Annotated in this window: 24 protein-coding genes and 1 tRNA gene; 14 read left to right on the plus strand and 11 right to left on the minus strand. The window is 66.7% G+C overall.

The annotated features are described in order from the left end of the window. Positions 1–33: 33 nt before the first annotated feature. Positions 34–966, plus strand: coding sequence for an aldo/keto reductase (locus K4G53_RS07325; RefSeq protein ID WP_221385052.1), 933 nt, complete (start codon positions 34–36; stop codon positions 964–966). A 22-nt stretch (positions 967–988) separates the two neighbouring features. Here K4G53_RS07325 and K4G53_RS07330 read toward each other — a convergent pair whose 3' ends face one another. Next, positions 989–1,255, minus strand: coding sequence for a hypothetical protein (locus K4G53_RS07330; protein ID WP_221385053.1), 267 nt, complete (start codon positions 1,253–1,255; stop codon positions 989–991). Between the two features lie 40 nt (positions 1,256–1,295). Between K4G53_RS07330 and K4G53_RS07335 the strand changes: the two genes are divergently transcribed. Beyond that, entirely contained in the window at positions 1,296–1,529 is a 234-nt protein-coding gene (locus K4G53_RS07335) for a DUF5703 family protein (RefSeq protein ID WP_221385054.1), read from the plus strand. Between the two features lie 50 nt (positions 1,530–1,579). Here the strand turns inward: K4G53_RS07335 and K4G53_RS07340 are convergent, their stop codons facing one another. Both K4G53_RS07340 and K4G53_RS07345 read right to left on the minus strand, forming a co-directional pair. Next, positions 1,580–2,743, minus strand: a complete 1,164-nt coding sequence (locus K4G53_RS07340) for an acyl-CoA dehydrogenase family protein (protein ID WP_221385055.1) — start codon at positions 2,741–2,743, stop codon at positions 1,580–1,582. 7 nt (positions 2,744–2,750) lie between these two features. After that, positions 2,751–4,055, minus strand: a complete 1,305-nt coding sequence (locus K4G53_RS07345) for a M20/M25/M40 family metallo-hydrolase (RefSeq protein WP_221385056.1) — start codon at positions 4,053–4,055, stop codon at positions 2,751–2,753. A 168-nt stretch (positions 4,056–4,223) separates the two neighbouring features. Between K4G53_RS07345 and K4G53_RS07350 the strand changes: the two genes are divergently transcribed. Further along, positions 4,224–4,306 (plus strand) — tRNA-Leu (locus K4G53_RS07350). Positions 4,307–4,423: 117 nt separating this feature from the next. On the opposite strand, the gene K4G53_RS07355 is transcribed toward K4G53_RS07350, so the two are convergent. After that, positions 4,424–4,960: a GNAT family N-acetyltransferase gene (locus K4G53_RS07355; RefSeq protein WP_221385057.1), complete on the minus strand. Its 537-nt coding sequence runs from the start codon at positions 4,958–4,960 to the stop codon at positions 4,424–4,426. A 205-nt stretch (positions 4,961–5,165) separates the two neighbouring features. Between K4G53_RS07355 and K4G53_RS07360 the strand changes: the two genes are divergently transcribed. Continuing rightward, positions 5,166–6,188, plus strand: coding sequence for an NADPH:quinone reductase (locus K4G53_RS07360; RefSeq protein ID WP_221385058.1), 1,023 nt, complete (start codon positions 5,166–5,168; stop codon positions 6,186–6,188). A 45-nt stretch (positions 6,189–6,233) separates the two neighbouring features. Further along, positions 6,234–6,632 carry a nuclear transport factor 2 family protein gene (locus K4G53_RS07365; protein WP_221385059.1) on the plus strand — a complete coding sequence of 133 codons (399 nt, stop codon included), beginning with the start codon at positions 6,234–6,236 and terminating at the stop codon, positions 6,630–6,632. 28 nt (positions 6,633–6,660) lie between these two features. Here K4G53_RS07365 and K4G53_RS21270 read toward each other — a convergent pair whose 3' ends face one another. The 3 genes from K4G53_RS21270 to K4G53_RS07380 form a co-directional block, all read right to left on the minus strand. Further along, entirely contained in the window at positions 6,661–7,035 is a 375-nt protein-coding gene (locus K4G53_RS21270; RefSeq protein ID WP_260323383.1) for a three-helix bundle dimerization domain-containing protein, read from the minus strand. A 194-nt stretch (positions 7,036–7,229) separates the two neighbouring features. Then, positions 7,230–8,201: a glycosyltransferase family 9 protein gene (locus tag K4G53_RS07375; RefSeq protein ID WP_221385060.1), complete on the minus strand. Its 972-nt coding sequence runs from the start codon at positions 8,199–8,201 to the stop codon at positions 7,230–7,232. Beyond that, positions 8,198–9,337, minus strand: coding sequence for a glycosyltransferase family 9 protein (locus K4G53_RS07380; RefSeq protein WP_221385061.1), 1,140 nt, complete (start codon positions 9,335–9,337; stop codon positions 8,198–8,200). The genes K4G53_RS07375 and K4G53_RS07380 overlap by 4 nt, the downstream gene beginning before the upstream one ends. A 204-nt stretch (positions 9,338–9,541) precedes the next feature. On the opposite strand from K4G53_RS07380, the gene K4G53_RS07385 reads away from it, so the two are divergent. The 5 genes from K4G53_RS07385 (at position 9,542) to K4G53_RS07405 (ending at position 14,090) form a co-directional block, all read left to right on the plus strand. Next, the gene (locus K4G53_RS07385; protein WP_221385062.1) at positions 9,542–9,844 is read left to right on the plus strand and encodes a DUF4193 domain-containing protein; all 303 of its coding nucleotides are present in this window, start codon (positions 9,542–9,544) and stop codon (positions 9,842–9,844) included. Positions 9,845–9,969: 125 nt separating this feature from the next. Beyond that, a complete protein-coding gene (locus K4G53_RS07390) occupies positions 9,970–10,710 on the plus strand; it encodes a M50 family metallopeptidase (RefSeq protein WP_260323384.1) in 741 nt (246 codons plus the stop codon). A gap of 9 nt (positions 10,711–10,719) precedes the next feature. Beyond that, positions 10,720–11,802 (plus strand): glutathione S-transferase family protein, encoded by a 1,083-nt coding sequence (locus tag K4G53_RS07395; protein ID WP_221385063.1) that lies wholly within the window; start codon positions 10,720–10,722, stop codon positions 11,800–11,802. 31 nt (positions 11,803–11,833) lie between these two features. Continuing rightward, on the plus strand, positions 11,834–12,943 hold the full coding sequence (locus K4G53_RS07400; protein WP_221385064.1) for a serine hydrolase domain-containing protein: 1,110 nt from the start codon (positions 11,834–11,836) through the stop codon (positions 12,941–12,943). A gap of 94 nt (positions 12,944–13,037) precedes the next feature. Further along, positions 13,038–14,090, plus strand: coding sequence for an aromatic acid exporter family protein (locus tag K4G53_RS07405; protein ID WP_221385065.1), 1,053 nt, complete (start codon positions 13,038–13,040; stop codon positions 14,088–14,090). On the opposite strand, the gene K4G53_RS07410 is transcribed toward K4G53_RS07405, so the two are convergent. The 3 genes from K4G53_RS07410 to K4G53_RS07420 are packed head-to-tail and all read right to left on the minus strand — an operon-like array spanning position 14,087 to position 17,730. Next, positions 14,087–15,025, minus strand: coding sequence for a MaoC/PaaZ C-terminal domain-containing protein (locus tag K4G53_RS07410; protein WP_221385066.1), 939 nt, complete (start codon positions 15,023–15,025; stop codon positions 14,087–14,089). The genes K4G53_RS07405 and K4G53_RS07410 overlap by 4 nt on opposite strands. Next, the gene (locus K4G53_RS07415) at positions 15,022–16,362 is read right to left on the minus strand and encodes a 3-oxoacyl-ACP reductase (protein WP_221385067.1); all 1,341 of its coding nucleotides are present in this window, start codon (positions 16,360–16,362) and stop codon (positions 15,022–15,024) included. The genes K4G53_RS07410 and K4G53_RS07415 overlap by 4 nt, the downstream gene beginning before the upstream one ends. A gap of 9 nt (positions 16,363–16,371) precedes the next feature. Beyond that, positions 16,372–17,730: an acetyl-CoA C-acetyltransferase gene (locus K4G53_RS07420; protein WP_221385068.1), complete on the minus strand. Its 1,359-nt coding sequence runs from the start codon at positions 17,728–17,730 to the stop codon at positions 16,372–16,374. A 61-nt stretch (positions 17,731–17,791) separates the two neighbouring features. On the opposite strand from K4G53_RS07420, the gene K4G53_RS07425 reads away from it, so the two are divergent. Next, positions 17,792–18,505, plus strand: a complete 714-nt coding sequence (locus K4G53_RS07425) for a TetR/AcrR family transcriptional regulator (RefSeq protein ID WP_308287845.1) — start codon at positions 17,792–17,794, stop codon at positions 18,503–18,505. A 1-nt stretch (position 18,506) separates the two neighbouring features. Then, on the plus strand, positions 18,507–20,621 hold the full coding sequence (locus K4G53_RS07430; RefSeq protein ID WP_221385069.1) for an acyl-CoA dehydrogenase: 2,115 nt from the start codon (positions 18,507–18,509) through the stop codon (positions 20,619–20,621). A gap of 97 nt (positions 20,622–20,718) precedes the next feature. On the opposite strand, the gene glgA is transcribed toward K4G53_RS07430, so the two are convergent. Then, complete coding sequence (gene glgA / locus K4G53_RS07435) at positions 20,719–21,924, minus strand: glycogen synthase (RefSeq protein WP_221385070.1); 1,206 nt, start codon at positions 21,922–21,924, stop codon at positions 20,719–20,721. Positions 21,925–22,026: 102 nt separating this feature from the next. Here glgA and glgC point away from each other — a divergent pair, with 102 nt between their 5' ends. Further along, positions 22,027–23,439, plus strand: a complete 1,413-nt coding sequence (glgC, locus tag K4G53_RS07440; RefSeq protein WP_221385071.1) for a glucose-1-phosphate adenylyltransferase — start codon at positions 22,027–22,029, stop codon at positions 23,437–23,439. A gap of 91 nt (positions 23,440–23,530) precedes the next feature. Beyond that, a complete protein-coding gene (locus K4G53_RS07445; RefSeq protein WP_221385072.1) occupies positions 23,531–24,982 on the plus strand; it encodes an SDR family NAD(P)-dependent oxidoreductase in 1,452 nt (483 codons plus the stop codon). The last annotated feature ends 12 nt before the right edge of the window (positions 24,983–24,994 follow it).

Below are 24,994 nucleotides of genomic sequence, written 5' to 3' on the forward strand. Positions count from 1 at the left end.
GGCAGCGGTGGTTCTGCCCGTAAGCTAGCTGCTATGCAGCAGCGCTACGTCGGCAACAGTGGATTGCGAGTCTCGGCCCTCTCCCTGGGCACCCGGTCCTGGGGTGGAGAAACCGACGAACAGGACGCTTCCGAACTGCTGCGCACTTTCCTCGACGCCGGTGGGCGCCACCTGGACACTTCCGCGTCCTACGCGGGAGGCGGTTCCGAGGCTGTCATCGGGTCACTCCTGGGAGACGTGGTGTCCCGGACGGAGGTTTCCATCTCCACCAAGGCGGGAATGACGACGCCGGATGGCCGGCGGGCGGTGGATGCATCGCGTAATGCGATGCTCACCGGCCTGGACGCGAGCCTGGCACGGCTGGGCACGGACTACGTTGATGTCTGGTTCGCGGAGGCCTGGGATGCCAATGTGCCGCTGGAGGAAACGTTGTCCGCACTGGAGCTTGCTGTGCGGACCGGGCGTGCACGCTACGCAGGGATCTCCAATTTCCGGGGCTGGCAGGCGGCCAAGGCCGCCGCCGTCAGCAGCTTCCCGCTGGTGGCGGCCCAGGCTGAATACTCGTTCCTTGAACGGCGGGCCGAGGCTGAACTGATACCGGCCCTCGGAGACGCCGGGCTGGGCCTGATGGCCTGGGGTCCGCTTGGCCGCGGAGTCCTCACCGGGAAATACCGTGGCGGCATCCCCGCCGGCTCCCGTGGCGCGTCCGGAAATGGGGCCGCGTATGTGGAGAAATATCTTGGCGAGAAGCCTTCCCGCATTGTGGACGCCGTCTGCATGGCCGCCAACGGCCTGGGCCGTACCCCACAGGACGTCGCGCTGGCCTGGCTGCTGTCACAGCACAACGTCGCTACCGCGATTGTGGGTCCGCGCACACCCGTGCAACTAAAGGAACTCCTGGATGCGCAGCTGACGCCGCTGCCGCCCCAGATTGCCCGGGCGCTGGAGGACGTTTCGGCCGCCTGACTGCTGAGGCTGCCGCTTACCCTTATTCTTCGACGATCTCGAGGTCCTCATCCTCGTCCACGTCGGCTTCCTCTCCCTCTTCGTCTTCGTCGTCAAAGACCTGCAGCGGGGTTACTTCGTTGTAGGCCTCGTAAAGTGCGTCTTCGTAGACTTCGAAGGCGTCGGCGACGGCGAAAAATGCCGACTCGACTGAGGGGTCACCGTCACCGCGGCGGTTCGATGCTGCTATAAGGTGTTCTTCCAAAGCGGTGGTCAGGGACGAAAGCGCGACACGCGGATCGATGCTCATGACTTCACGTTAGCCGGAAACGGACGAAAATGGAGAGCAAATGAAGGAACAATTTCTCACCAGCTCGGTCCAGCGGGAACGGGACTACGCCAGGCAGTACGAGTACCTCGTACTGACCGTCAGCGCCGATGATTCCCTGCCTGAAGCGCGCCGCCGCCTGGTGGAACACTCCGAATACGGCAAGTGGGAACTGGAACGCAGCAAGCTTTACGTTGGCGGCGGCCGGCGCTTCTGGCTGCGCCGCCGGGTGATGCAGGTCCAACGGACCGTCTAGAGCCGCGCCGCCCAACGGACCGTCCAGAACCGCGCCGCCCAGCGGACCGCCTAGTCTTCCAGGGGCCCGAGCCAGGCGTTGGCCACCGTGTTGTGGGCTGATTCGTCGTCGGACGGGTGGAACATCCCGGCGAGCACATCCCGGTACAGCCGCTCAAGTTCCGACCCCCGAAAGTAGCTCGAACCCCCGCTGACGCGGATGGCCAGGTCCACCACGCGACGAGCCGTTTCCGTCGCGTTCACCTTCAGGCCCACCAACTTCGGGAACCATTGCGCCCCGTGGTCCGCCAGGGCGTCGACGTCGGCGGCCACGGTCTTCAGCTGCGGGTACAGGTTGTCCATGGCCATGGCGGCCTCTGCCACCTTCCAGCGGATGTCCGGATCCCGCGCGTAGCTTCGTCCGCCGTTCTTGAACGAAGTGCGGCGTTTTACCGTCTCCACTCCTACGGCCAGTGCGCGTTCGCCCAGGCCTGTGTAGACGGCGGCGAGCAGGGTTTCGAAGCAGGCGAAGATCGCGAAGACCAGCGGGTCCGGATTTGGCCCGACGGCGAGCTTGCGGAAGATCCTGTCAGCCGGCACGTGTACGCCGTCCAGGACGGTGGTGGCGGACTGGCTGGCGCGCATCCCCAGGGTGTCCCAGTCGTCGAGGATGCGGTACCCGGGGGTCTGGCGGGTGATGAAGCCGTGGACCAGTTCCCCGGCGCCGTTCCGCGCGTCCTGGTCCTTGCCGAAGATCCCCAGCCGTGTCCACGCCGGGGAAAGGCTGGTGAAGATCTTCGTGCCGGTGAACGTGTATCCGCCTTCCGCGTCACGTTCGGCAACCGTCCGGGAGTCGAAGAGGACCGCGTCATTGCCCGCCTCGGAGTTGCCGAACGCGAACACCTCGCCCTGCGCGGCCTCCTGGAGGACGAAGTCCAGGGAGTCGTCGCCCCGGGCTGCCAGGACGTGCGCGACGCCGGTCCAGACGAGGTGCATGTTGACGGCCAGGGCGGTGGCCGGAGCCGCCGTTGCCAGCCTTCGCTGGCACTGCGCCGCCGCTTCAAGCCCGAAGCCCGGGCCGCCGTCGGACGTTGGAACGAAAAGCTTCAGGTACCCGGCGGCGGCAAGCTCCTGCAGGTCCTCGTGGAAGAACGCGTTGTCGCGGTCATAACCCGCGGCGCGGCTGCGGATCCGCTCCAGGAGGGTGTCGGGCAGGAGCTGCTCCGGGGTCGTCACCAGGGCCTCAGTAGTTGGTCAGCAGGGTGTCGAGCACCCTGGCGCCGAACTTGAGGGAGTCGGCGGGGACCCGTTCGTCGACGCCGTGGAACATGCCGGTGAAGTCCAGCTCGTCCGGAAGCATCAGCGGCGCGAAGCCGTAGCCGGTGATTCCGAGGCGGCTCAGCGATTTGTTGTCCGTACCGCCGGAGAGGGTGTAGGGCAGGACCTTCGCACCGGGGTCCTCCTTGTGCAGGGCATCGATCATGGAGTCCACGAGGTTGCCGGCGAACGGGACCTCAAGGGAGACGTCATTGTGGACGTAGCTAACGTCGACGCCGTTGCCTGCCAGCTCGCGGACGATTTCGAGGACCTGCTGTTCCTGGCCCGGCAGGGTCCGGCAGTCCACCAGCGCTTCCGCCGACTCCGGGATGACGTTGTGCTTGTAGCCGCCCTTGAGGAGCGTCGGGTTGGTGGTGTTCTGCAGGGTCGCTCCGACGAAGCGCGCCACCGTTCCAAGCTGGCTGAGCAGGAGGTCCGGATTGTCGGCGTCGAACTCCACCCCGGTGAGTTCGGTCACGCCGTCCAGGAACTGGCGGGTGGTGGGCGTGAGCTCGATGGGCCATTTGTATTCGCCGATGCGTGTGACGGCCCCGGCAAGCCGGGTGACGGCGTTGTCGGTGTTGATCTGGGAGCCGTGGCCCGCGCGGCCGTGGGCCACCAGCCGGAGCCAAGAGATGCCCTTCTCGGCGGTCTGCAGGAGGTAGGTGCGCTGGCCGCCGATGGTGGCGGAGAAGCCGCCCACCTCGGAGATGGCCTCGGTGGCGCCCTCGAACAGTTCGGGGCGGTTGTCCACCGCGTACCGGGCGCCGTAGACGCCGCCGGCTTCCTCGTCGGCGAAGAAGGCGAAGATGATGTCGCGTTTGGGCTTCCTGCCTTCCCTTGCGAAGCCCCGCAGGACCGAGAGGATCATGGCGTCCATGTCCTTCATGTCGACGGCGCCGCGGCCCCAGATGAGGCCGTCCTTCAGTTCGGCGCCGAACGGGTCGACGGACCACTGGTCGCGAAGGGCCGGAACGACGTCCAGGTGGCCGTGCACTACGAGTGCGCTGGCGGACGGGTCCTCGCCGGCCATGCGGGTGACCACGTTGGCGCGGCCGGGGGCGGACTCGAAGATCTCGGCGTCAAGGCCCACCTCTTCGATCAGCCCGGCGGCGTACTCGGCGGCAGCCCGCTCCCCCGGTCCGGATCCGTCGCCGTAGTTGGAGGTGTCGATCCGGATGAGCTCCTGGCAGATCCGGACTACTTCATCCTGGGGCAGGACGTCAGGCATGTGAAGGCTCCTCGCTTGGGACTGGGTGGAAAACGGGCTGAATCGCTGCCCTCAGCCTACCGAGTTGGCCCGATTCGTTGTTCACGAAAAGTCGTGTTAGAGTTTTTCTCGCTGCTTCGGAGAGGCGCGAAACACTGAAAGGTGTGAACGGCTCCCCGAATACCACCTGCGCGGGTGGCGGAATGGCAGACGCGCTAGCTTGAGGTGCTAGTCCTCGAAAGGGGGTGGGGGTTCAAGTCCCCCTCCGCGCACACATGGGAAGCCCCGGAAAATCGTTGATTTTCCGGGGCTTTCCTTGTTCCTGCGCCACGCGGCCCGCTCGCCAGCCGTGCCGGGTTGGCGACCTAAGGCAGGGACGTACCCGGAGGTCAGAGTATCCGCTGGAACAATCGGTGGTCCTGCCACTGGCCGGCTATCCGGAGGTAGCCGCGCGCCGTGCCATAGGACTCGAAGCCGTTCTTCTCAAGCACCCTTTGGGATGCGGTGTTGTGCACCAGCGTCGCGGCTTCAAGGCGGTGGAGGTTCAGCACCGCCTTGGCGATGTCCGCGGCTGCGGCCACCGCCGCGGTCATGACTCCGGACCCCTGCTGCGCCTGGTCAATCCAGTAGCCAAGGTGTGCGTTCTGGAAGGCACCGCGCACGATCGAACTCAGCGTCAGCAGTCCGACGATGCTGCTGCCCCTTGCGAGCACCATCGGAAGAGCCGTGCCCGCGGCGAGTTCACCACGCTGCCTGGTGATCACCTCTCGCTGGCCGTGGACTGTGTAGAACGTCTCGGGGCGGATTGGCTCCCACGGGGCGAGGTGTGTGCGGTTCCGCTGGAATGCCTCTGCCAGCGCCCGGGCATCCAATTCCTGGACTGGCCGGAGCACGATGCCGCCTGCGAGAACAGAAGAGAAATCCATCCGCCCACACTACCCATCCGGGTGCCTTCGTGGGGCCCCGCGCGAAGTCCGGGGCCACAGATGCCTGTCCATGCAATGGACATCAGCGCTGGTGCGAGGATTGAGGACCCGGCCGCCCCCATTGGCATCGCGGTGCATTTCCAGGGCCAGGGACAGCGATAGGTTGGTGCGGTACGCCAGACCGGATCGGGACATGGGAGCAGAAGTGAAAGCGATCGTATATGCAGAGACAGGGCCTTCGACGGTATTGCGGTTTCAGGACAGGCCGATCGCCAACCCCGGGGACGGCGAAGTCCGGGTCCGGCTCGTGGTGTCCGGGGTGAATCCCACTGACTGGAAATCACGGTCCGGAGGCGGGAGCAAGAAGCTTGACGCACCCAAGGTCCCTAACCAGGACGGAGCCGGCGTGATCGACGAAGTAGGCCCCGGAGTGGGTGGACTCAGTGTTGGTGACCGGGTCTGGCTCTGGGATGTTGCCTGGGGCTGCAATGAAGGCACGGCCCAGGAGTACGTCGTCGTACCGGCGCATAAGGCCGTGGCGCTTCCCGACACCGAGTCCTTCGACACCGGCGCCTCCCTGGGGATACCAGCGTTGACAGCGCACCGGGCACTGACGTCCAACGAGGACGGGCCTGCCAGGCTCTCCGCGGGGGCCCTGGCGGGCCGGACCGTGCTGGTCACCGGCGGCGCCGGTGCAGTGGGGCACGCCGCCATCCAGCTCGCATGCTGGGCCGGTGCAACAGTCATCACAACCGTCAGCGGGGACCGGAAGGCTGACCTCGCGCGGCGCGCCGGTGCGGCAAAGGTGGTCAACTACCGGACGGACGACGTCGTTGCTTCAGTCCGCGCGGAAGTGACGGAGGGTGTTGACATCATCGTGGACGTCAACGCCCCAGCGAACATCGGCACGGACCTGCAGGTGCTCAAACCCGGGGGAACCATCTCCATCTACGCCGCCAACCCCGGGGAATCACTCAACGTGCCCATCCGCGAAAGCATGACAAAGAACGTCCGGTACCAGTTCATCCTCACCTACACCGTCACGGACGAGCAGAAACAGCACGCAGTGGCCGCCGTGGCGGACGCCCTGGCCGCGGGCGCGCTCCGCGTCGGGGAGGAACACGGGCTGCCGGTGACCCGCTTCCCGCTCGAGGCGACGGCTGCAGCCCACGACGCCGTTGAACAGGGCACGGTTGGAAAGGTGCTCGTCGACATCGCAGCCCCCTAAGCGGCCTTGCCGACATGAATGGGCGGCCCGGCGCATACTGGAGCGGTGACTGACTCCGATGATTTCCTGGCCTGGGTACGGACTGCGTTGCACGACGCCGAACTGGCTCTCCACAACGGCGACGCCGGACCACGCCGTGCCATCTGGTCCCGCAACGAACCCGTCAGTGTCCTGGGCGCGTGGCGAAGTGCCTTCGGGCAAAGGGAGCTGGACGAATTGTTCGTCAGCCTTGCGCAACAGTTTTCGAAGTGCACGGCATACGAGTTTGAACTATTGGCCTACGACGTCCAGGGCGACATGGCCTACACTGCCGGTTTGGAACATACATCGGCTTCCGTCGACGGCATGCCCCGCAGTTACGTCCTGCGTGCCACGCAGGTTTATCGCCGGGAAGACGGCCTGTGGAAGGTGGCACACCGCCACGGCGACACCGTCGCCGAGTGATCCCGCATCGGATAGCGCCTTGCCGGATTCACCGCGCCAGCCGGTCCCGGGCCGCATGCTCGACCAGGACGGGCACGAACGCGCGCACCCTCCCCGTGTCCAGCAGTCTGTGCTCCTGTTGGACGACGTCCTCGATCTGTTCCCTGGATAGACCGGGAAACCTGGCCGCCAGCCGGTCCACCACTTCCGCCAACGCCCGCAACTCTTCACTCACGCCCATCGCAAAAGTGTCGGCCCATGGGCGGCTGCGGTCAAGACTTGACCCGGCGGTCGGGCAGGTGCGGAAGCGGTTATCCACGCCGTCAGTGAGGGTGCAGCCTTCGGGGCCGGGGGTGCCGGTTCCGCCCCTGCGTCCCAGCGGCCACCGGCCGGTACTCGATCCGCCGCGCGTCCCGTATGTCACGCCGTTCCTGCCGCCGCGCTTTCCGCTCCGGCCGGTCAATGGCGGACAAAATCGTCAGCGTTACTGCCATCCACAGGAACGCCGTCACAAACACCAAGGCAATTGCCATCTCAGTGCCCATACCACATTCTAGGCCCTGGCGGCGCGCCGCAACCCTTGGCAGAACCACATTGAGGATGCGCTGGCCCACATTCCTAAAGTAGCCCCAGCCCCCTGACGGCTGCCATGACGTCCTGCACCTGGACCGCCAGCAGGGCCGGGTCCGGCTGGGCAGCGAACGTGTCACCACGCCGCAGTTCAGCCCGGGTGAGCACGACGTGGGGTCCCGGCGGCGGACCCCAAATTTCGGGTGGCGCGGGGCCAAACAGCACCACGGACGGCGTGCCGTAGGCGGATGCCAGGTGAGCGGCGCCGGTGTCAGCGGAGATCACCAAGCGGGCGGAGGCAATCGTAGCCGCAAATTGGCCCAGCCCCAGCACTCCGGCCAGTACAGCTTCCGAAGGCAGCCCCGCGAGGCGGCAGACCCCTTCAGCCCTGTCCTTCTCGGATTGGCCGCCGGTGAAGACCACCTGATGCCCTGCTTCTGCGAGCGCTGCAGCCACTGCGGCGAAGCGTTCTGCCGGCCACAGCCTGCTGCCGTAGGCCGCGCCCACATGGAGGACTGTCGCACCGGGGATGGGACTTGGAACATGGGGTTTGTCCAAATGGACGTCCAGCGGGTCGGCCGCTATTCCGTGCCATTGCACGAGGCGGACCCACCGTTCGCGTTCATGCAGTTCCGGCCGCCAGGGCGGCCCTTCACGATGCGGGCTGCGGTGTCCAATCACCTGCCGCGCCTTAAGCGCTTCGATCCGGCCCTGGCTCTCCGGTCCGCTGCCATGCAGGTTGACGGCAACATCCACCACGCCCGGCTCCATCGCCAACGGCTCGTCAAGGCCGTGGGTGGGCAGCAACTCGTAGCCGCCTACCAGCCCGAGCGCTTCGGACAGCCAGCCCTGCGCCGCATACCTCAGCCGGTGCCCGGGAAACGCGCGGCGGATCCCCTTCAGAGCCGGCACGGCAACCAACAGGTCTCCCAGCTTCAAGGCGCGAAGCACCAGGAGCTCGGGCTTGCCATCAGGCAGGAAACTGTCCACGGCCTCCTGTGCAGCTCCCCCGCCGTTCATGCCTTCCCCTTTGCGGCCCCGGTGGCCGTCAGGCTGCGCACATCCTCATATACATCCTGCACTCCAATGGTGCCCACGATCGATTCGTCGTGGGAGCAGCGCGGAGCTGTCCAGCCGACCTGGGTCACGTCGATGCCGCACGTAGGGCAGGCCGTCACCCAGGAAGCGTGGACGCGGTGCAGGCTCCTGCCGAGCGCGCCGGCATTGATGACGTTACCCACCCAGAAGATTCCGACCGTGGGGACACCCAGGGCCTGGGCCAGGTGCCGGGGACCGCTGTCATTGGCCACGACGGCGTCGGCCCTGGCAAGTAACGCCACAAGGCCTGCCATGTCGAGGGCACCGGCGACCGAGGACACCGCGGACGAGGATGCAAGTCCGCTGATCCGTTCGGCCAGCTCCTGTTCACTGCCGTCGCCGACGATCACCACCCGGGAACCGTCCGCAGCGCAGGCAGCCGCGAGTTCGGCGAACTTTTCTGCCGGCCACCGGCGCCGTGGGTCGGTAGCCCCTGGATGAAGCACCACCAGTGGCCGCCCGTCGTCGTCTCCCCTGTCCTGCAAGGCTCCCCCGCCGGCGGGGGCCAGCCGCGCCTCCAGGTCAACGGGGAAGGCGCCCGCGAAGCCGGCAACCTCCAGCGCCCTCAAGGGCTCGTGCTGGTAATAGAGGTACGGGATTGTCCGTTCCAGGCTTGCGGCGTCAGCAGTCCGGGTGCCCACCGTATGGCGTGCGCCCAACCGCGACAGGAACGGGTTTGAGTAGCGGCCGCCGCCGTGCAGCTGGACGGCGAGGTCGAAGTTGCGTCCGCGCATGTCGGCAAAGAACTCCTCCAGCGCCTCCGCGTCCTCCTCCCCCGGCCGCACACCCTCGGCGAACGGCAGCACCCGCACCTCATCCACCGGGCTCGTGACGGCGTCCAGCAGTGCCTGGTGGATGGGAGTGCCCAGAAGGGTGAGCTCCGCCCCGGGATAGGCAGCCTTAAGCGCCGCCATGGCCGGAATGGCGAAGATAAGGTCACCCAGCCCACCGCCGCGGAGGACGGCAATCCTGGCGACGTCCGGAAATTTCTCCAGCACCGGACCAACGCCCATGCCAATTTGTGCGGCCCCACCGAACTCCGCCGTGAGTTGCTCCATGTAAGGACCCTTCCCTAGTCGCTGGGAACGGCCTGCGCCGCCCCTTCGTTGCCCATGCAGCCGGAACGCGGTCTCAAACCTGTTGGCTGCTTGCTGATCCTTTACCCAACAGGTGGCGGATCTACGCCCCCTGTTGGGGAATAGGGGGTTGATGCTGTACGTTTCATACCCGAAAGCGAACCAAAGAAAAGAGAAGCACCTAAAGTGGCAACCGATTACGATGAACTGCGCTCCGACGTCAAGGAATCGCAGGACAACTCCCTCGAGCAGCTCCAGTCAGCCAATGCTCCCGACGCACGCAGCGTTGTGCTGGAGCTTGACGAAGCTGACGGACTGGACAGCGCCGGGGTCCCTGGCGGTGAGTTTGTCGCGGAGGAACTCGTGGTCCAGGTCATTCCACAGGCCGAGGACGAGTTCACCTGCTACTCCTGCTTCCTGGTGCGGCACCGGTCACAGATCGCCCGCCAGAAGGACGGCCACAGCTACTGCACCGAGTGCGAAGGCTAAGCGACACACTTCCGCAACGTCATCCGTAGGCACGCCCTGGCGTGCCTTTCGGCTTTAAGCCCCCCGGCCAGTACCGCTGGCGTGGGCAGGAATATACGACGACGTCCGGCCGCCAGGAGGCAGCATTGACCAGCCCCGGCAGATTCTGGGACACCTTTACGAACGCCTTCCTGCAGGCACCCGTCCCGGACATCACCTGGACGGAGATGCTGCTGACTCTTGCGGCAGCGATCACACTGTCCATCCCCCGGCGTTCATGGCGCTACTTCGGCCTCCTGGCCACCGCTACCCATGAGCTGGGGCACGCCTTCGCCGCCGTAACCACCGGCCAGAGGCTGTCGGGCATCCGGCTTCGCCTTGACCACTCCGGGACCACCACCACCCGCAGCCGGAGCCGGCTGGCGACGGCCTGGTCCTGCTTCTGGGGGTATCCGGTCCCCGCGATCGTTGGCGCGGCCTTCGTCTGGGCGGGCGTCAGTGGATGGGGTCCGGCCGCCCTGGCGGCCAGCGCCCTGACGCTGGCTGTGTCCCTGCTGTTCCTGCGCAATGCCGCCGGTTTCCTGATCACAGGTGCCGCCATTGCCGGTATTGCGGCCCTCATCGTCCTGGTGCCTGCTGCTTTCACGGGCCATGTGGTGGTCTGCCTCGGCCTTGCGCTGCTCGTCGCCGCCGTCCGGGACCTCCTGAAGCTGGCGAACGTGCACGTGCGTCGCCGTGAGCGCCTGGGAAGTTCCGACGCCTACCTGCTGTACCGTGCCACGGCCGTTCCGTCCGCACTGTGGATCGCTTTGTTCGCCGTCCTGGTGGCCGGAGCGTGGTTCGCGGCGTGGCAGCCGGTCTCAACCATCCTGCTCAAAGGCGCATAGTCTGGTGCCATGAGCCAGGAAACAGACAGCACCCATACCGCAGCCCCTGCCCAGCACAGCACCCGCGGAGCCTACGTGACCGGCGGCGCGGAGTTCACCCGCGACACCAACTACATCGAGGACCGCATCACGAGGGATGGCGCTCCCGGCAACAACGGCGAACCCGGCTGGCCAGTGGAATCCGGCCGTTACCGGCTGATCGCGGCCAGGGCATGCCCATGGGCGAACAGGACGGTCATTGTCCGCAGGCTGCTGGGGCTGGAGGATGCCATTTCCCTTGGACAGCCCGGACCCACCCATGACGCCCGCTCCTGGACCTTCGACCTCGACCCCGGAGGGGTGGATCCGGTCCTGGGGATCGAACGCCTGCAGGAGGCGTACTTCAAGAGGTTCCCCGGCTACCCCCGCGGGATCACGGTTCCGGCCATCGTCGAGGTTTCCACCGGCGAAGTGGTGACCAACAACTTTCCCCAGATCACGCTGGACTTTTCGACCGAATGGACCGAGTTTCACCGGCCGGGCGCACCGGAGCTCTACCCGGCCCACCTCCGCGGGGAAATTGACCAGGTCAACAAGCGCATCTTCACCGAGGTCAACAACGGTGTCTACCGCTGTGGCTTCGCCGGGTCCCAGGAGGCGTACGACTCGGCGTACGACAGGCTGTGGACTGCATTGGACTGGCTTGAGGACCGCCTCTCCCGCCAGCGCTACCTCGTGGGAGACACCATCACCGAGGCCGACGTCCGGTTGTTCACCACGCTTGCCAGGTTCGATCCGGTCTATCACGGACACTTCAAGTGCAACCGGCAGAAGCTCAGCGAGATGCCGAACCTGTGGGGCTATGCCCGGGACCTGTTCCAGACGCCGGGTTTCGGGGACACCATCGACTTCGTGCAGATCAAGCAGCACTACTACATCGTGCACGAGGACATCAATCCCACCGGGATCGTTCCCGCCGGTCCTGACCTGGCCGGGTGGCTAGAGGACCATGGCCGGGAGTCCCTTGGCGGCCGGCCGTTCGGCAACGGAACACCGCCGGGTCCGGTCAAGGCCGGAGAGGAAGTCGCAGCCGGGCACGGAGCGGCGCACTAGAAGGAAAACGCTTTCCGTCTAGACTGGGAGGATGCAGACTCCCCTCGGCTTTGTTGCGCCCGGCTATGAGAACGTGCTCGCATTGTTCCAGTCATTCCTTGCTTCCGACGCCGGGTACAGCGCCCAACTGTCCGCGTACCACAACGGCGAACAGGTGCTCAGCCTGACCGGCGGTCCGGACATGGCGCCCGGCACCATTACCGGCGCCTACTCCTGCTCCAAGGGTGTTGGCGCGATGGTCATCGCTTTGCTTGTCCAGGACGGACTCCTGGACCTGGACAAGCAGGTTGCGTACTACTGGCCGGAGTTCGCCGTCCACGGAAAGGACAGGCTGCTGGTCCGTGAGGCTCTGTCGCACCAGGCCGGCCTGATGGGCCCCGACGGCGGCTTCGCGCTCGACGAGTTCACCACGCCCCGGGCGGCGGCCCGGCTTGCCGCTGCCGCACCTTCCTGGGAACCCGGCCGGCAGTTCGGATACCACGCGCTGACCATCGGCATCCTCATGGAGGAACTTTGCCGCCGCACTGCAGGCGAGGAACTGCAGGACCTCTATGACCGGCGAATCCGCCGGCCTGAGGGCGTGGACTTCTTCCTCGGCCTGCCCGGGGACGAGGAACCGCGGTTCCTGGAGGTCCTGTACCAGGAAGACCCTGAGCAGGCGTGGGTGGATCCGCTGAGCCTCGAGGGTGTCAACAGCAACGCACCCGTCAGCACCATCATGGAGCTACCCAATATCCGGGCAGTCCGGGCTGCCGGCATGTCAGCCGCGGGCGGCGTGGGTTCGGCAGAGGGGCTCGCCCGGCTTTATGCTGCTGCGGTCACAGGCGTTGACGGTCGGCCGGCATTCCTGTCGGCCTCGACCATCCAGGCGATGTCGCGCGAGCAGGTGTGGGGCCTGGACCGGTCCTCAGGACTGGACAACGCGTTCGCCGTGGTGTTCATGAAACCCCATCCGTCGCGGAACTTCGGCAGCCGGAGGGCGTTCGGCCACGAGGGAGCCAATGCGGCCCTCGGATTCGCCGACCCCGCTTACGGGATTGGTTTCGGTTACATACCACGCAGGGCTGAAGAGGGCCGCACGCCAGGCAGGGCACACCGGCTGGCCGCCGAGGTGCGGCGCGCGGCCGCCGCCTTGTCCTAAGGCGCCGTTGCCGCCTACTGTAAACCGGATGGGTAATACTCAAGCACGACCGGACGTACGGTGGGCTCGGGGGACCCAATTTCTCAAACAGGCAGTGGAAGGACTTTCAGCGGCCTTTGCGGCCCAACGGCTGCAGCTGGCAGGAAAAGCGGCTTTGGCCGCAGGGCTCGCGTTCATGATCGCACCGCTCATGCCGGGCGCGGCCTCGCATTACGCCTACTATGCGCCGCTGGGCGCACTCGTGGCTATGTACCACAATGTTGCCGGCTCTGTCCGCCAGGGCCTGCAGACCCTTGCCGGATTGGCGCTGGGTATTGGACTCGCCTTCATCCTGGTCAGCATCGCCGACCCCTCACCGCTGACGGTGGCCATCTTCATGGGCATTGGTGTGCTGCTGGGCGGGCTCCCGCGCATAGGCTCAGGCAGCGACTGGATTCCGACGGCGGCCCTGCTGGTGCTGCTGGTTGGCGGCAAGAACCCGGACGACTTTTCCTTCGGATACCTGGTGCAGATGGGGGCCGGCGTGGCTGTGGGCGTGGCGGTCAACTTCCTGATTTTCCCCCCGTTGCATCTGAGCGCCGCGGCTTCGAGCCTGGCCGAACTGCGCCTGGCCCTGGGGAAACAACTGACCGACATGGGCGCCGCGCTCAAGGAAAACTGGCCTCCGGAGCACGAGGAATGGTCCCGCCGCTCTGATGAGCTGGCAGAGGCCGCCAGGTCCGTGCGGCACCTTGTCAAGGAGGCGGACGCCAGCCGCCGCGCCAATCCCCGGAGAAAGCTGCACCCCCGGGACGTGGACCAGGACTACCGCCACCTGCGGGAGCTGGAGCGGGTGACGTTCCACATCCAGGACATGACCGACGTGCTCTCCGACGTGATCTGGAAGGACGACGTCCCCTACGCCATCCCGCTGGAGGACAGCGAACCGCTGGCCGACGCCATCTCAGCCACCGGAGTACTGCTGTCCTCCTACAACGACACCGATGTGGACGTTCCGAGGGACAGCTTCGACGCCGCAAAGGCGGCGGTGGAGGCCTGCATGGCCGCCACCGCCGACCGGGACGCCGGCCAGGGAACGGTCCCTGCTTCCGAGTCGATACTCCTCAGCCTGCACCGGATCCTGCGGGCCGTCCAACCGGCCACCTAGGTCACCGGCAGGCCGTGGGCTTCATGGAGCGCCTCCACCGTCCCCCTGAAGTGGCGCCGGCCCGACCGCGGATTCCACGCAACGAAGGTGGAACGCTTCCACGCACCCGCTCCGCCTTGCTCCGTGCTGATTTCCAGCGCAACGCGGCACGGAAGGAACACGGGCGCTTCGAAATCCACGTCCCAGGCAAAGGAGTCCCCCCGGGCGGGGCCCACGTCTGCGAGCGCCCGGGAGGCAAGGTACATGCCGTGGGCGATGGAACGCCGCATGCCCAGTGCCTTGGCGGACAGAACGCTGAGGTGGATCGGGTTGAAGTCCCCCGACACCGCGGCGTACGCCCGGCCAGTATCCACCCCCAGGTGCCACAGGGCGGTGGGATCGGGCGCTGAGAAGTCGGCTTTCGGCTCGGCAGCGGAGGCTTTATCGATTCCCGGCAGGAAAACGCCCTTGGCCAGGTACGTGGAAACCCCCCGCCAGTGCACACGGCCGGTCCCTGCCGGGCCCACTTCCACCACGACGTCCACCTGCGTGCCGGCCCGGTGCCCGCGCAGGTTCTCCACCCGGGCGGTGGCATCCAGGAGATCCGTGAACACCAGCGGCGAGCGCTGTTCAATGCTGTTCCGCACGTGGATCATGCCGAGCAGGGGCAGCGGAAAGTCGTCGCGGTTCAGCACGCTCATGGCCAGGGGAAAGGCGAGGGCGTGGATGAAGCCGGCAGGCAGGACGTCGCTGGCGGTCTCGCCGATCAGGTGCTGGTATGCCGTGAGGTTTTCGACGTCGACCTTGACCCCCCTGACCTCATGCCCTTCAGCGGGAAGGGTGGCGGTGTCGTGCGCGCCCAGAAGCCTCCGCCGCGCAGCCTGCGCGGCAGCATTGACATAGAGCTTGGACAAGGACGGCATCTCGGGGAGGATCACCGTCTGCGGCAGCGTCATGCCCCCACCAGGTTCTGCCCGCACACCCGCAGCACCTCTCCGTTGATACCGCCGGCGGCGTCGCTGGCAAGGAACGCAATCGTTTCCGCTACATCGGATGGCAGGCCGCCTTGCTGCAACGAGTTCAGGCGGCGGGCCACCTCCCGGACTGCAAAGGGAATGCGTGCGGTCATCTCGGTTTCAATGAAGCCTGGGGCGACGGCGTTGATGGTTCCGCCGCGGGCAGCCAGCAGCGGTGCGGTGGCGTGGACCATTCCCATCACTCCCGCCTTCGAGGCCGCGTAGTTGGTCTGCCCGCGGTTTCCCGCGATACCGCTGGTGGAGGCAACCGAAACGATGCGCGGGGAAGAGCGGAAGTGCTCCGATGCCAGCAGGGCCTCGTTGATCCGGAGCTGGGCGGCAATGTTGATGTTGATGACCGAACTCCATCGGGCCTGGTCCATGTTCGCAAGGAGCTTGTCCCGCGTGATCCCTGCATTGTGGACCACGATGTCCAGCCGGCCGTGCCGCTGCACTGCGTGGTCGAGAATCCGCTGCCCGGCGTCGGCCGCACTGATGTCCAGCTGCAGGGCCGTGGCCCTCACCCCGTTGGCCACGGCCGCCAGCTGGTCACCTGCCGCCGGGATGTCCACGAGGACCAGGGTGGCGCCGTCGCGGTGCAGCGTGCGGGCAATCTGGGCGCCGATGCCGCGCGCCGCACCGGTCACAACAGCCACTTTCCCGGCTAGTGGCTTTTCGGGGTCGCCGGGTAGTTCGCCGTGTTCGCTGGAGACCGTCAGGAACTGTCCGTCCACGAACGCCGACCGGCCGGAGAGGAAGAACCGGATGGCACCGAGCGAGCTGGGGCTGGTCGGGGGCAGCCCGTCCGCCAGCAGCACACCATTGCCCGTTGCTCCGGCGCGCAGCTCTTTCGCGAGTGACCGCAGGAAGCCGTCCACCCCCTGCCGTGCCGCAGCAGACGCAGGAGAGGAGGCTTCCGACGCTGGGTGGGATACCGTGATGACGCGGCCGCCCGGCCGCAGGTCGCGCAGGGAGGCGGCGGCAGCCAGCACAGGCTTTTCGAGGTCTGCCGGATGCTCCAGTTCGTCCAGGACCAGGATGATGGCCCCCAGCTTCTCCGCCGGGACGGCATGCCGCCGGACGTCCAGGTTCCAGGACAGCAGTTCGGCGGCGAGCTTGTCCGCACCGGCCGTGCTTCCCTGTACGACGACCGGACCGGTGACCAACGGCTGGCCCGGCTCGTAGCGGCGAAGGGCCACCGGCTGCGGCAAGCCAAGCTTCTTAGCGAGGCTCCGGGCCGGGCCGCTGCTGACCAATTGGGTGTATGTATCTGTCATGCGGGCCCCCTACAGCGATTCGAGGATTGCGACGACGCCCTGGCCGCCGGCGGCACACACGGATACCAGCCCGCGGGCAGGCCGGCCGTTGGAGTTCCCCTTGGCGTGGAGCATCTTGGCGAGGGTGGCCACGATGCGCCCGCCGGTCGCCGCGAAGGGGTGGCCGGCGGCCAGCGAGGAACCGTTGACGTTCAGGCGTGAGCGGTCGATGCTGCCGAAGGCACCGTCCAGGCCCAGGCGGGTGCGGCCGAATTCGTCATCCTCCCAGGCAGCCAGGGTGCTCAGCACGGTCGCGGCGAAGGCTTCGTGGATTTCAAAGTAGTCGATGTCGGCCAGGGTGAGGTTGTGGCGGGCCAGCAGCCTGGGGACGGCGAACACCGGCGCCATCAGCAGCCCGTCCTTGCCGTGGACGAAGTCCACCGCTGCCGCCTCGGCGTCAACCACGGCGGCGAGCTTGGGCAGGTCGCGCGCGTCGGCCCATTCCTCGGACGCCAAGAGGACGGTGGAGGCGCCGTCGGTCAACGGCGTGGAGTTGCCGGCGGTCATGGTGGCGTCGGCACCAAGATTGCGGCCGAAGACCGGCTTCAGTGAGGCCAGCTTCTCCATGGACGTGTCCGCGCGCAGGTTGGCGTCCCGGGTCAATCCCCGGTACGGGGTCATCAGGTCGTCAAAGAAGCCGGAGTCGAACGCTGCCCCAAGGTTCCGGTGGCTGTTCAGCGCAAGTTCATCCTGGGCCTCCCGGGTGATCTTCCACTGCGCCGTGGTGAGCGCCTGGTGCTCGCCCATGGACAGGCCGGTACGGGGCTCCGAGGTGCCCGGTGCCAGCGGTGCCAGGTCCTTGGGACGGAGCCGGCTGAGGATCTGCAGCCGCTGCGGAAGGGTCTTGGCCCGGTTGAGGTCCAGGATGATCTCGCGGAGGCCCTCGCTGACCACTACGGGTGCGTCCGATGCCGAGTCGACTCCGCCGGAGATGGCTGAATCGATCTGGCCCAGCTTGATCTTGTTTGCCAGGCCGACCACTGTCTCAAGGCCCGTGGCGCAGGCCTGCTGGAGGTCGTAGACGGGTGTCTCGGCGGACAACGCGGAACCCAGGACAGCCTCGCGGGTCAGGTTGAAGTCCCTGGAGTGCTTCAGCACCGCGCCGGCGGCCACCTGGCCGATGCGCTCATCCTGGAGGCCGAAGCGGGCAATCAGCCCGTCCAGCGCTGCGGTGAGCATGTCCTGGTTGGAAGATTTGGCATAAGCCCCGCCGGCCCGGGCGAACGGGATCCGGTTGCCGCCGACAATCACCGCCCTGCGGGTGGCTGGAACGGTGGTTCCCTGGGCTGCTGCCCCTGGGCCGGGCACGGACTGTCCGTCAATGGACATGGATAGCTCCTCTGGTCACAAGCGGTTACCGATACCCAGCGTACCTGATACGCTCAGTATCGTGAACAACCCGGATACCAGCACCGAACACCAGTCCGGCGCCAGCCCCGACGGCCGGTCCTCGCGCTGGCAGAGCCACCGGGAGGAACGCCGCCGGGAGCTCATCAAACAGGCGCGCAAAGCCGTGCACGCCCTTGGCAGCGACGCCTCCATGGAGGAGATCGCAACAGCGGCGGGAACGTCCAAATCCGTGTTCTACCGCTATTTCGGCGACAAGGCAGGGCTGCAACAGGCGGTGGGCGAGGTGGTCCTGAGCCAGATGCAGCACCGCATGCGGGAAGCTGCGCAGGGCGCCCAGACACCGCGGGAAGGGTTGCTGGCGATGGTCTCGGCCTACCTTCAAATGGCCGACACCAGCCCCAGCGTGTACACCTTTGTCACCAGCCACGCGCCGGGCGATCCTGGCGGCACGCCGGCGTCCGCGATGGGCAGTGCACTGGGCCACTTCTTCGACGCCGTTGCGGAGATGATCGCCACGCCCATGCGCTCCCACCTGGGCGGCGGCCGGGAAAACGTCATCGGCTACTGGCCCAAGGCCGCCATCGGCCTGGTGCGGAATGCCGGCGAGCAGTGGCTCAGCACGCCCGACTCCCCCGCCAAGCCCGACCAGGAAACCATGGCACGCCAGATCACCGCATGGCTGTGCGTAGGCATTGCCCCCGAGCTCACCACGGGCTCACAGACAACAAAGTTATCCGCCAACGAAGGACTGTGACATGACTGAAGTAGTGGACCGATCCACCCGCAAGGCATTCCGCCCCGCGGCCAGCCCGGCCGCGGCACACAAATCCGCCGGCACCCGGCCCGCCGTCGTTGTCGCGGCCCTGGGTGCACAGCTGCTGGGCCGGTGGTCCGCGGTCCGGTTGCAGGCCAGGGAACTCGCCGCGCGGCCGGAACTGCACAAGATTGAGGGCCTGACGCACACGGAGCACCGCGCACGGGTGTTCGGCCAGTTGAAGTACCTCGTTGACAACGAGGCCGTGCACCGCGCCTTTCCCTCTGAGCTGGGCGGGTCCGACGACCACGGCGGCAACATTGCCGGCTTCGAGGAGCTGGTGGTGGCGGACCCGTCCCTGCAGATTAAGGCCGGCGTCCAGTGGGGGCTGTTCGGCTCCGCGGTGATGCACCTGGGAACCGCTGACCACCACGCCAAGTGGCTGCCGGGCATCATGAGCCTGGACATCCCCGGCTGCTTCGCCATGACGGAAACCGGCCACGGGTCCGACGTCGCCAGCATCGCCACCACGGCCACCTACGATCCTGCCACCGGGGAGTTCGAGCTCCACACCCCGTTCAGGGCTGCGTGGAAGGACTACATTGGCAACGCAGCCAATGATGGCCTGGCCGCCGTCGTCTTCGCCCAGCTGGTGACCCGGGGCGTGAACCATGGTGTGCACGCGTTCTATGTGGACCTTCGGGACCCGGCCACCAAGGAATTCCTGCCGGGCATCGGCGGCGAAGACGACGGCGTCAAGGGCGGCCTCAACGGCATCGACAACGGCCGGCTGCACTTCACCCGTGTACGGATCCCGCGGACCAACCTCCTGAACCGCTACGGCAACGTCGACGCCGATGGAACCTACAGCTCACCCATTGCCAGCCCCGGCCGGCGCTTCTTCACCATGCTCGGAACCCTGGTGCAAGGCCGGGTTTCGCTGGACGGTGCAGCCGTTGCCGCGTCCAAGGTGGCCCTCAAGGCCGCCATCCAGTACGCCACCGAACGCCGCCAGTTCAACGCCTCGTCCCACACCGACGAAGAAGTGCTGCTGGACTACCAGCGCCACCAGCGGCGCTTGTTCACCCGCCTTGCCGCCACCTATGCGGCCAGCTTCGCCCACGAGCAGCTGCTCGGGAAATTTGACGACGTCTTCTCCGGTGCCAATGACACCGACGCGGACCGCCAGGACCTGGAGACCCTGGCCGCCGCCCTGAAACCGCTGAGCACCTGGCATGCCCTGGACACCCTTCAGGAGTGCCGGGAAGCCTGCGGCGGAGCCGGATTCCTGATCGAGAACCGCTTCGCCTCGCTCCGGGCCGACCTGGACGTCTACGCCACCTTCGAAGGCGACAACACGGTGCTGCTCCAGCTTGTGGCAAAGCGCCTGCTGGCCGACTACGCGAAGGAATTCCGCAACGTCGACTTCGGTGTCCTGGCCCGGTACGTGGTGGGCCAGGCGGCCGGGGCCGCCGTCCACCGCACCGGCCTGCGGCAGGTGGCCCAGTTCATGGCCGACACCGGTTCGGTCCAGAAGGCCGCCATAGCGCTGCGCGACGAGGAAAGCCAGCGCGCCCTGCTCACCGACAGGGTCCAGACCATGGTGGCAGAGGCGGCCACCGCGCTCAAAGGCAGCGGCCGGCTGCCGCAGGACAAGGGCGCGGCACTGTTCAACCGGCACCAGAACGAACTCATCGAAGCAGCCCAGGCCCATGCTGAACTGCTTCAGTGGGAAGCGTTCACCGATGCACTGCACGGGGTGGAGGATCCGGGAACCAAGCTGGTCCTGACCTGGCTGCGTGACCTCTTTGGCCTGTCCCTGATCGAAAAGAACCTCTCCTGGTACCTGATGAACGGGCGCCTGTCGATGCAGCGGGCCCGCACCGTGGGCGGGTACATCAACAGGCTGCTGGAGAAAATCCGCCCGCACGCCCTGGATCTGGTGGAAGCGTTCGGCTACGGCGACGACCATATCCGGGCGGCCATCGCCACGGGCGCCGAGAAGGAACGGCAGGACGAGGCCCGCGCGCACCTGCGCAGCGAGCGTGCCAGCGGGCAGTCCCCGGTGGATGAGAAGGTGCTCCTGGCGCGGACGGCAGGCGGGCAGAAGCGCTGACCCTGCGGGGCCACGCGTCCTCCGAGGCGCATGAATAACGACGGCGCCGCTCCCCTGCGCGGGGAGCGGCGCCGTCGTCGTACTGCCGGAGAAACGGTCAGCCGGCTGCCGGCAGCACCGAGCGGTACACCTCGAGGGTGGTTTCCGTGATGGATTCCCAGGAGAAGTGCTTCTCTGCGCGCTCGCGGCCGGCCTGGCCCATGGCGCGGGCACGGGTGGGGTCGGACACCACGTCCGTGAGCGCGGCGGCGAATTCCGTGACGAACTTTTCCGGATCCAGCGGCGTGCCGGTGCCGTCGGTGACCTGTTCCAGGTCCACGAGCAGCCCGGTCCGGCCGTGCTCCACCACCTCGGGAATGCCGCCGGTTGCGCTGGCCACCACGGCCGCCCCGCACGCCATGGCTTCGAGGTTGACGATGCCGAGCGGCTCGTAGATGGAGGGGCAGGCGAACGCCGTGGCGTGGCTGAGCACCTGGATCAGCTCGTGGCGCGGCAGCATCCGTTCGATGAGCACCACGCCGGTGCGCTGCTTCTGCAGGTCCTCGATCAAGGCGGCGGTCTCGGCGGCAAGTTCAGGCGTGTCCGCCGCGCCGAGGCACAGGACCAGCTGCACGTCGGCGGGAAGCTTTGCCGCCGCCCGCAGCAGGTAGGGAACGCCCTTCTGCCGTGTGTTTCTTCCCACAAAGACCACGCTGGGCTTGGCGGGATCGATGCCCAGGGCACGGACGGCGTCGTCGTCTTCGTCACGCTTCCACAGGTCGACGTCGATGCCGTTGTGCACCACGCGGACCTTCTCCGGGTCGACGTTGGGGTAGCTGCGCAGGATGTCCTGCCGCATGCCTTCGGACACGGCGATGATCGCGGCCGCAGCCTCGTAGGCCGTCTTCTCCACCCACGACGAGAGGGCGTAGCCGCCGCCAAGCTGTTCGGCCTTCCAGGGGCGCAGCGGTTCCAGGCTGTGGGCGCTCAGGACGTGCGGAATACCGTGCAGCAGGGACGCAAGATGCCCTGCCATGTTGGCGTACCAGGTGTGCGAATGGACCAGGTCCGCGCCTTCGATGTCCGGGACGATCCGCAGGTCCACACCGAGCGTCTGCACCGCCGCGTTGGCCGAGCCGAGGTCCTCCGGTACCTGGTACGAGCTCACGGTGGCGCCGTGGTAGTCAGCGTCGCGGGGAGCGCCGAACGCACGAACCTGCAGGTCAACGTGCTTACTAAGCACCCTGCTCAATTCGGCGACGTGCACCCCGGCGCCACCATAGATCTCCGGCGGGAACTCTTTAGTCACAATGTCTATTCGCACATGACCCAAGGTAGTCCTTCACGCATAACTGTTCTAGTGTGAAGGAGTCCGGGCGTACCGGACTGTCTTGGGGAGTTACGAAGGCGTACAGGAGCGACCACTATGCCGTTGAATAAAAAAGTCCTGGCCATTGTCCTCGCAGGCGGCGAGGGAAACAGACTGATGCCACTGACGGCAGACCGGGCCAAGCCAGCCGTGCCCTTTGCGGGCAGTTACCGCCTCATCGACTTCGCGTTGTCCAACCTGGTCAATTCCCGCTACCTGCAGATCGTCGTCCTGACCCAGTACAAGTCGCACAGCCTTGACCGCCACATTTCCGAGACGTGGCGCATGTCCACCCAGCTGGGCAACTACATCGCTTCCGTTCCCGCCCAGCAGCGCGTGGGCAAAAGCTGGTTCCTTGGCAGCGCCAACGCCATCTACCAGTCCCTGAACCTCATCCACGACGCCAACCCCGACATCGTCGTCGTGGTCGGCGCGGACCACGTGTACCGCATGGACTTCGCCCAGATGGTGGCCCAGCACGTCCACAGCGGCGCCAAGGCCACGGTGGCTGCAGTGCGGCAGCCGCTGCACATGGCCAACCAGTTCGGCGTCATCGAAGTGGACCAGAACGACTCCCAGAAGATTGCCGCATTCGTGGAGAAGCCTGCGAGCACCCCCGGCCTCGCCGCGGATCCCTCACAGTTCCTGGCCTCCATGGGCAACTACGTCTTCGACGCCGACGCCCTGGTGGCTGCGCTCCATGTGGACGCGGAACGGCTGGACACCAAGCACGACATGGGCGGCGACATCATCCCCTACTTCGTCAACCGTGGCGAGGCCGGCGTCTACGACTTCACCCTGAACGACATTCCCGGGTCCACCGAGCGCGACCGCACTTACTGGCGCGACGTCGGCACCATCGATTCCTTCTACGACGCCCACATGGACCTCATCTCCCCGCTGCCGGTCTTCAACCTCTACAACTCCGAGTGGCCCATCTACACCCGGCAAAGCATCTCCCCGCCCGCGAAGTTCGTCCGGGGTGACAACAACACCGTGGGAACGGCGCTGGATTCCATCGTTGCCAGCGGCGTGGTCATTTCCGGCGGCATCGTCGAGGGTTCGGTGCTGTCCAACGACGTCTATGTGGCCACGAGTGCCCGGGTTACGGACTCGGTGCTGATGGACAAGGTGCAGGTGGGCGAAGGCGCCGTGATCAAGCGGGCCATCCTGGACAAGAACGTCAAGGTCCCCGCCGGCGCGGCCATCGGCCTTGACCCGGACCTGGACCGGGCCCGCGGTTTCAAGGTCACCGAATCCGGCATCACGGTGCTGTCCAAAGGCCAGGAGGTTCCGGAACCGGGTGACGCTGAAAGGCAGCTTGCCGCCCAGCACCTGGGTGCGGTGCCCAACGCCGTGAGGGCCGCGGCAGAGCAGTTCCCCGAGGTGCGCGAGACCGTTGGCAAGGTGGCCGAAACCCATGCGGCAGCAGCGGCGAAGGCTTCACCGGACGGCGCACGGGTGTCCTGACCCGGCGTCCCCGCCCGGACCATCCGACCAAGCGGGCCGGAGCACCACATCGGTGCTCCGGGCCAGCGGCGTACGCTGTAAAATTGGGCTAATGAGCTCCCCCGACCTGACCCCTGAGGAAATCCAGGCCTGCCTCAAGGTCCTGAACACGATCCACGCGTACGACGAGGAGCACCCCGACTACATCTCGGTGCGGCGTGCCACCGGAAAGATGTTCAAAGCCGTCAAGCGGCACCGCAGGGTCACCAAGCGCGACCTGATTGCCGAAGCGGACAAAGCCGTCATCGCGCAGACAGCCACTGCCGCCCCGGACCGGATCGACGACGAAACCCGCGGCAACAAGCTGGCCACCTCAGCGACCGGCAAGGTGGCCGGCCACCTCATCAGGTCCCGCCCCTGCTACATCTGCAAGCAGCACTACACCCAGGTGGACGCCTTCTACCACCAGCTGTGCCCCGACTGCGCAGCCTTCAGCCACAGCAAGCGCGACGCCCGGACCGATCTGACCGGCAGGCGCGCCCTGCTCACCGGTGGGCGCGCCAAGATCGGAATGTACATCGCCCTGCGGCTGCTGCGCGACGGCGCCCACACCACCATCACCACCCGGTTCCCCAAGGACGCCGCCCGCCGGTTCGCGGCGATGGAGGACAGCGGCGAGTGGCTGCACCGGCTCCGGATTGTCGGCATCGACCTCCGCGACCCGGCCCAGGTCATGGCCCTGACCGACTCCCTCAACGAGGCCGGTCCGCTGGACATCATCATCAACAACGCGGCCCAGACGGTCCGCCGGTCCGGCAACGCCTACAAGCCCCTGGTGGATGCCGAGGACGAGCCGCTTCCCGCTGCACTGGAGCAGGCCAACGGCGGCCCCGAACTGCTGACCTTCGGCCACGCCCACGACAAGCATCCGCTGGCACTCGCGGGCAGCGTCACGGAACACCCGGTCCTGGCCGGCGACGCCATCACCTCGCTGGCGCTGTCCACAGGGTCCGCCTCGCTCGAACGCATAGCCTCCGGGACGGCCATCGACGCCGGCGGACTGGTCCCCGACCTGGCCACCATCAACAGCTGGACCCAGGTGGTGGACGAAGTGGATCCGCTGGAGATGCTGGAGGTCCAGCTCTGCAACGTGACGGCACCGTTCCTGCTGGTGAGCCGCCTCCGCGGCGCCATGCAGCGCTCCACGGCACGGCGGAAGTACATCGTCAACGTCTCCGCCATGGAAGGCCAGTTCTCCCGGGCTTACAAAGGGCCGGGGCACCCGCATACCAACATGGCCAAGGCCGCCCTGAACATGATGACCCGCACCAGCGCCCGGGAAATGCTGGAGACGGACGGCATCCTGATGACTGCCGTGGACACCGGCTGGATCACCGACGAACGCCCGCACTTCACGAAGGTCCGGCTCATGGAGGAGGGCTTCCATGCACCCCTGGACCTGGTTGACGGCGCGGCACGGGTCTACGACCCCATTGTCATGGGTGAACGCGGCGAGGACCAGTACGGGGTCTTCCTGAAGGATTACAAGCCCAGCCCTTGGTGATGGTTGTATGCT

This window comes from Arthrobacter sp. MAHUQ-56 (assembly GCF_019710585.1).
GTDB lineage: Bacteria > Actinomycetota > Actinomycetes > Actinomycetales > Micrococcaceae > Arthrobacter.

Excerpts from the sequence above, each read along its gene's own strand:
- K4G53_RS07325 (WP_221385052.1), top strand. The coding sequence starts at position 34 with ATGCAGCAGCGCTACGTCGGCAACAGTGGATTGCGAGTCTCGGCCCTC.
- K4G53_RS07330 (WP_221385053.1), bottom strand. The coding sequence starts at position 1,255 with ATGAGCATCGATCCGCGTGTCGCGCTTTCGTCCCTGACCACCGCTTTG.
- K4G53_RS07335 (WP_221385054.1), top strand. The coding sequence starts at position 1,296 with ATGAAGGAACAATTTCTCACCAGCTCGGTCCAGCGGGAACGGGACTAC.
- K4G53_RS07345 (WP_221385056.1), bottom strand. The coding sequence starts at position 4,055 with ATGCCTGACGTCCTGCCCCAGGATGAAGTAGTCCGGATCTGCCAGGAG.
- K4G53_RS07355 (WP_221385057.1), bottom strand. The coding sequence starts at position 4,960 with ATGGATTTCTCTTCTGTTCTCGCAGGCGGCATCGTGCTCCGGCCAGTC.
- K4G53_RS07375 (WP_221385060.1), bottom strand. The coding sequence starts at position 8,201 with ATGAACGGCGGGGGAGCTGCACAGGAGGCCGTGGACAGTTTCCTGCCT.
- K4G53_RS07380 (WP_221385061.1), bottom strand. The coding sequence starts at position 9,337 with ATGGAGCAACTCACGGCGGAGTTCGGTGGGGCCGCACAAATTGGCATG.
- K4G53_RS07395 (WP_221385063.1), top strand. The coding sequence starts at position 10,720 with ATGAGCCAGGAAACAGACAGCACCCATACCGCAGCCCCTGCCCAGCAC.
- K4G53_RS07400 (WP_221385064.1), top strand. The coding sequence starts at position 11,834 with ATGCAGACTCCCCTCGGCTTTGTTGCGCCCGGCTATGAGAACGTGCTC.
- K4G53_RS07410 (WP_221385066.1), bottom strand. The coding sequence starts at position 15,025 with ATGACGCTGCCGCAGACGGTGATCCTCCCCGAGATGCCGTCCTTGTCC.
- K4G53_RS07415 (WP_221385067.1), bottom strand. The coding sequence starts at position 16,362 with ATGACAGATACATACACCCAATTGGTCAGCAGCGGCCCGGCCCGGAGC.
- K4G53_RS07420 (WP_221385068.1), bottom strand. The coding sequence starts at position 17,730 with ATGTCCATTGACGGACAGTCCGTGCCCGGCCCAGGGGCAGCAGCCCAG.
- K4G53_RS07430 (WP_221385069.1), top strand. The coding sequence starts at position 18,507 with ATGACTGAAGTAGTGGACCGATCCACCCGCAAGGCATTCCGCCCCGCG.
- glgC (WP_221385071.1), top strand. The coding sequence starts at position 22,027 with ATGCCGTTGAATAAAAAAGTCCTGGCCATTGTCCTCGCAGGCGGCGAG.
- K4G53_RS07445 (WP_221385072.1), top strand. The coding sequence starts at position 23,531 with ATGAGCTCCCCCGACCTGACCCCTGAGGAAATCCAGGCCTGCCTCAAG.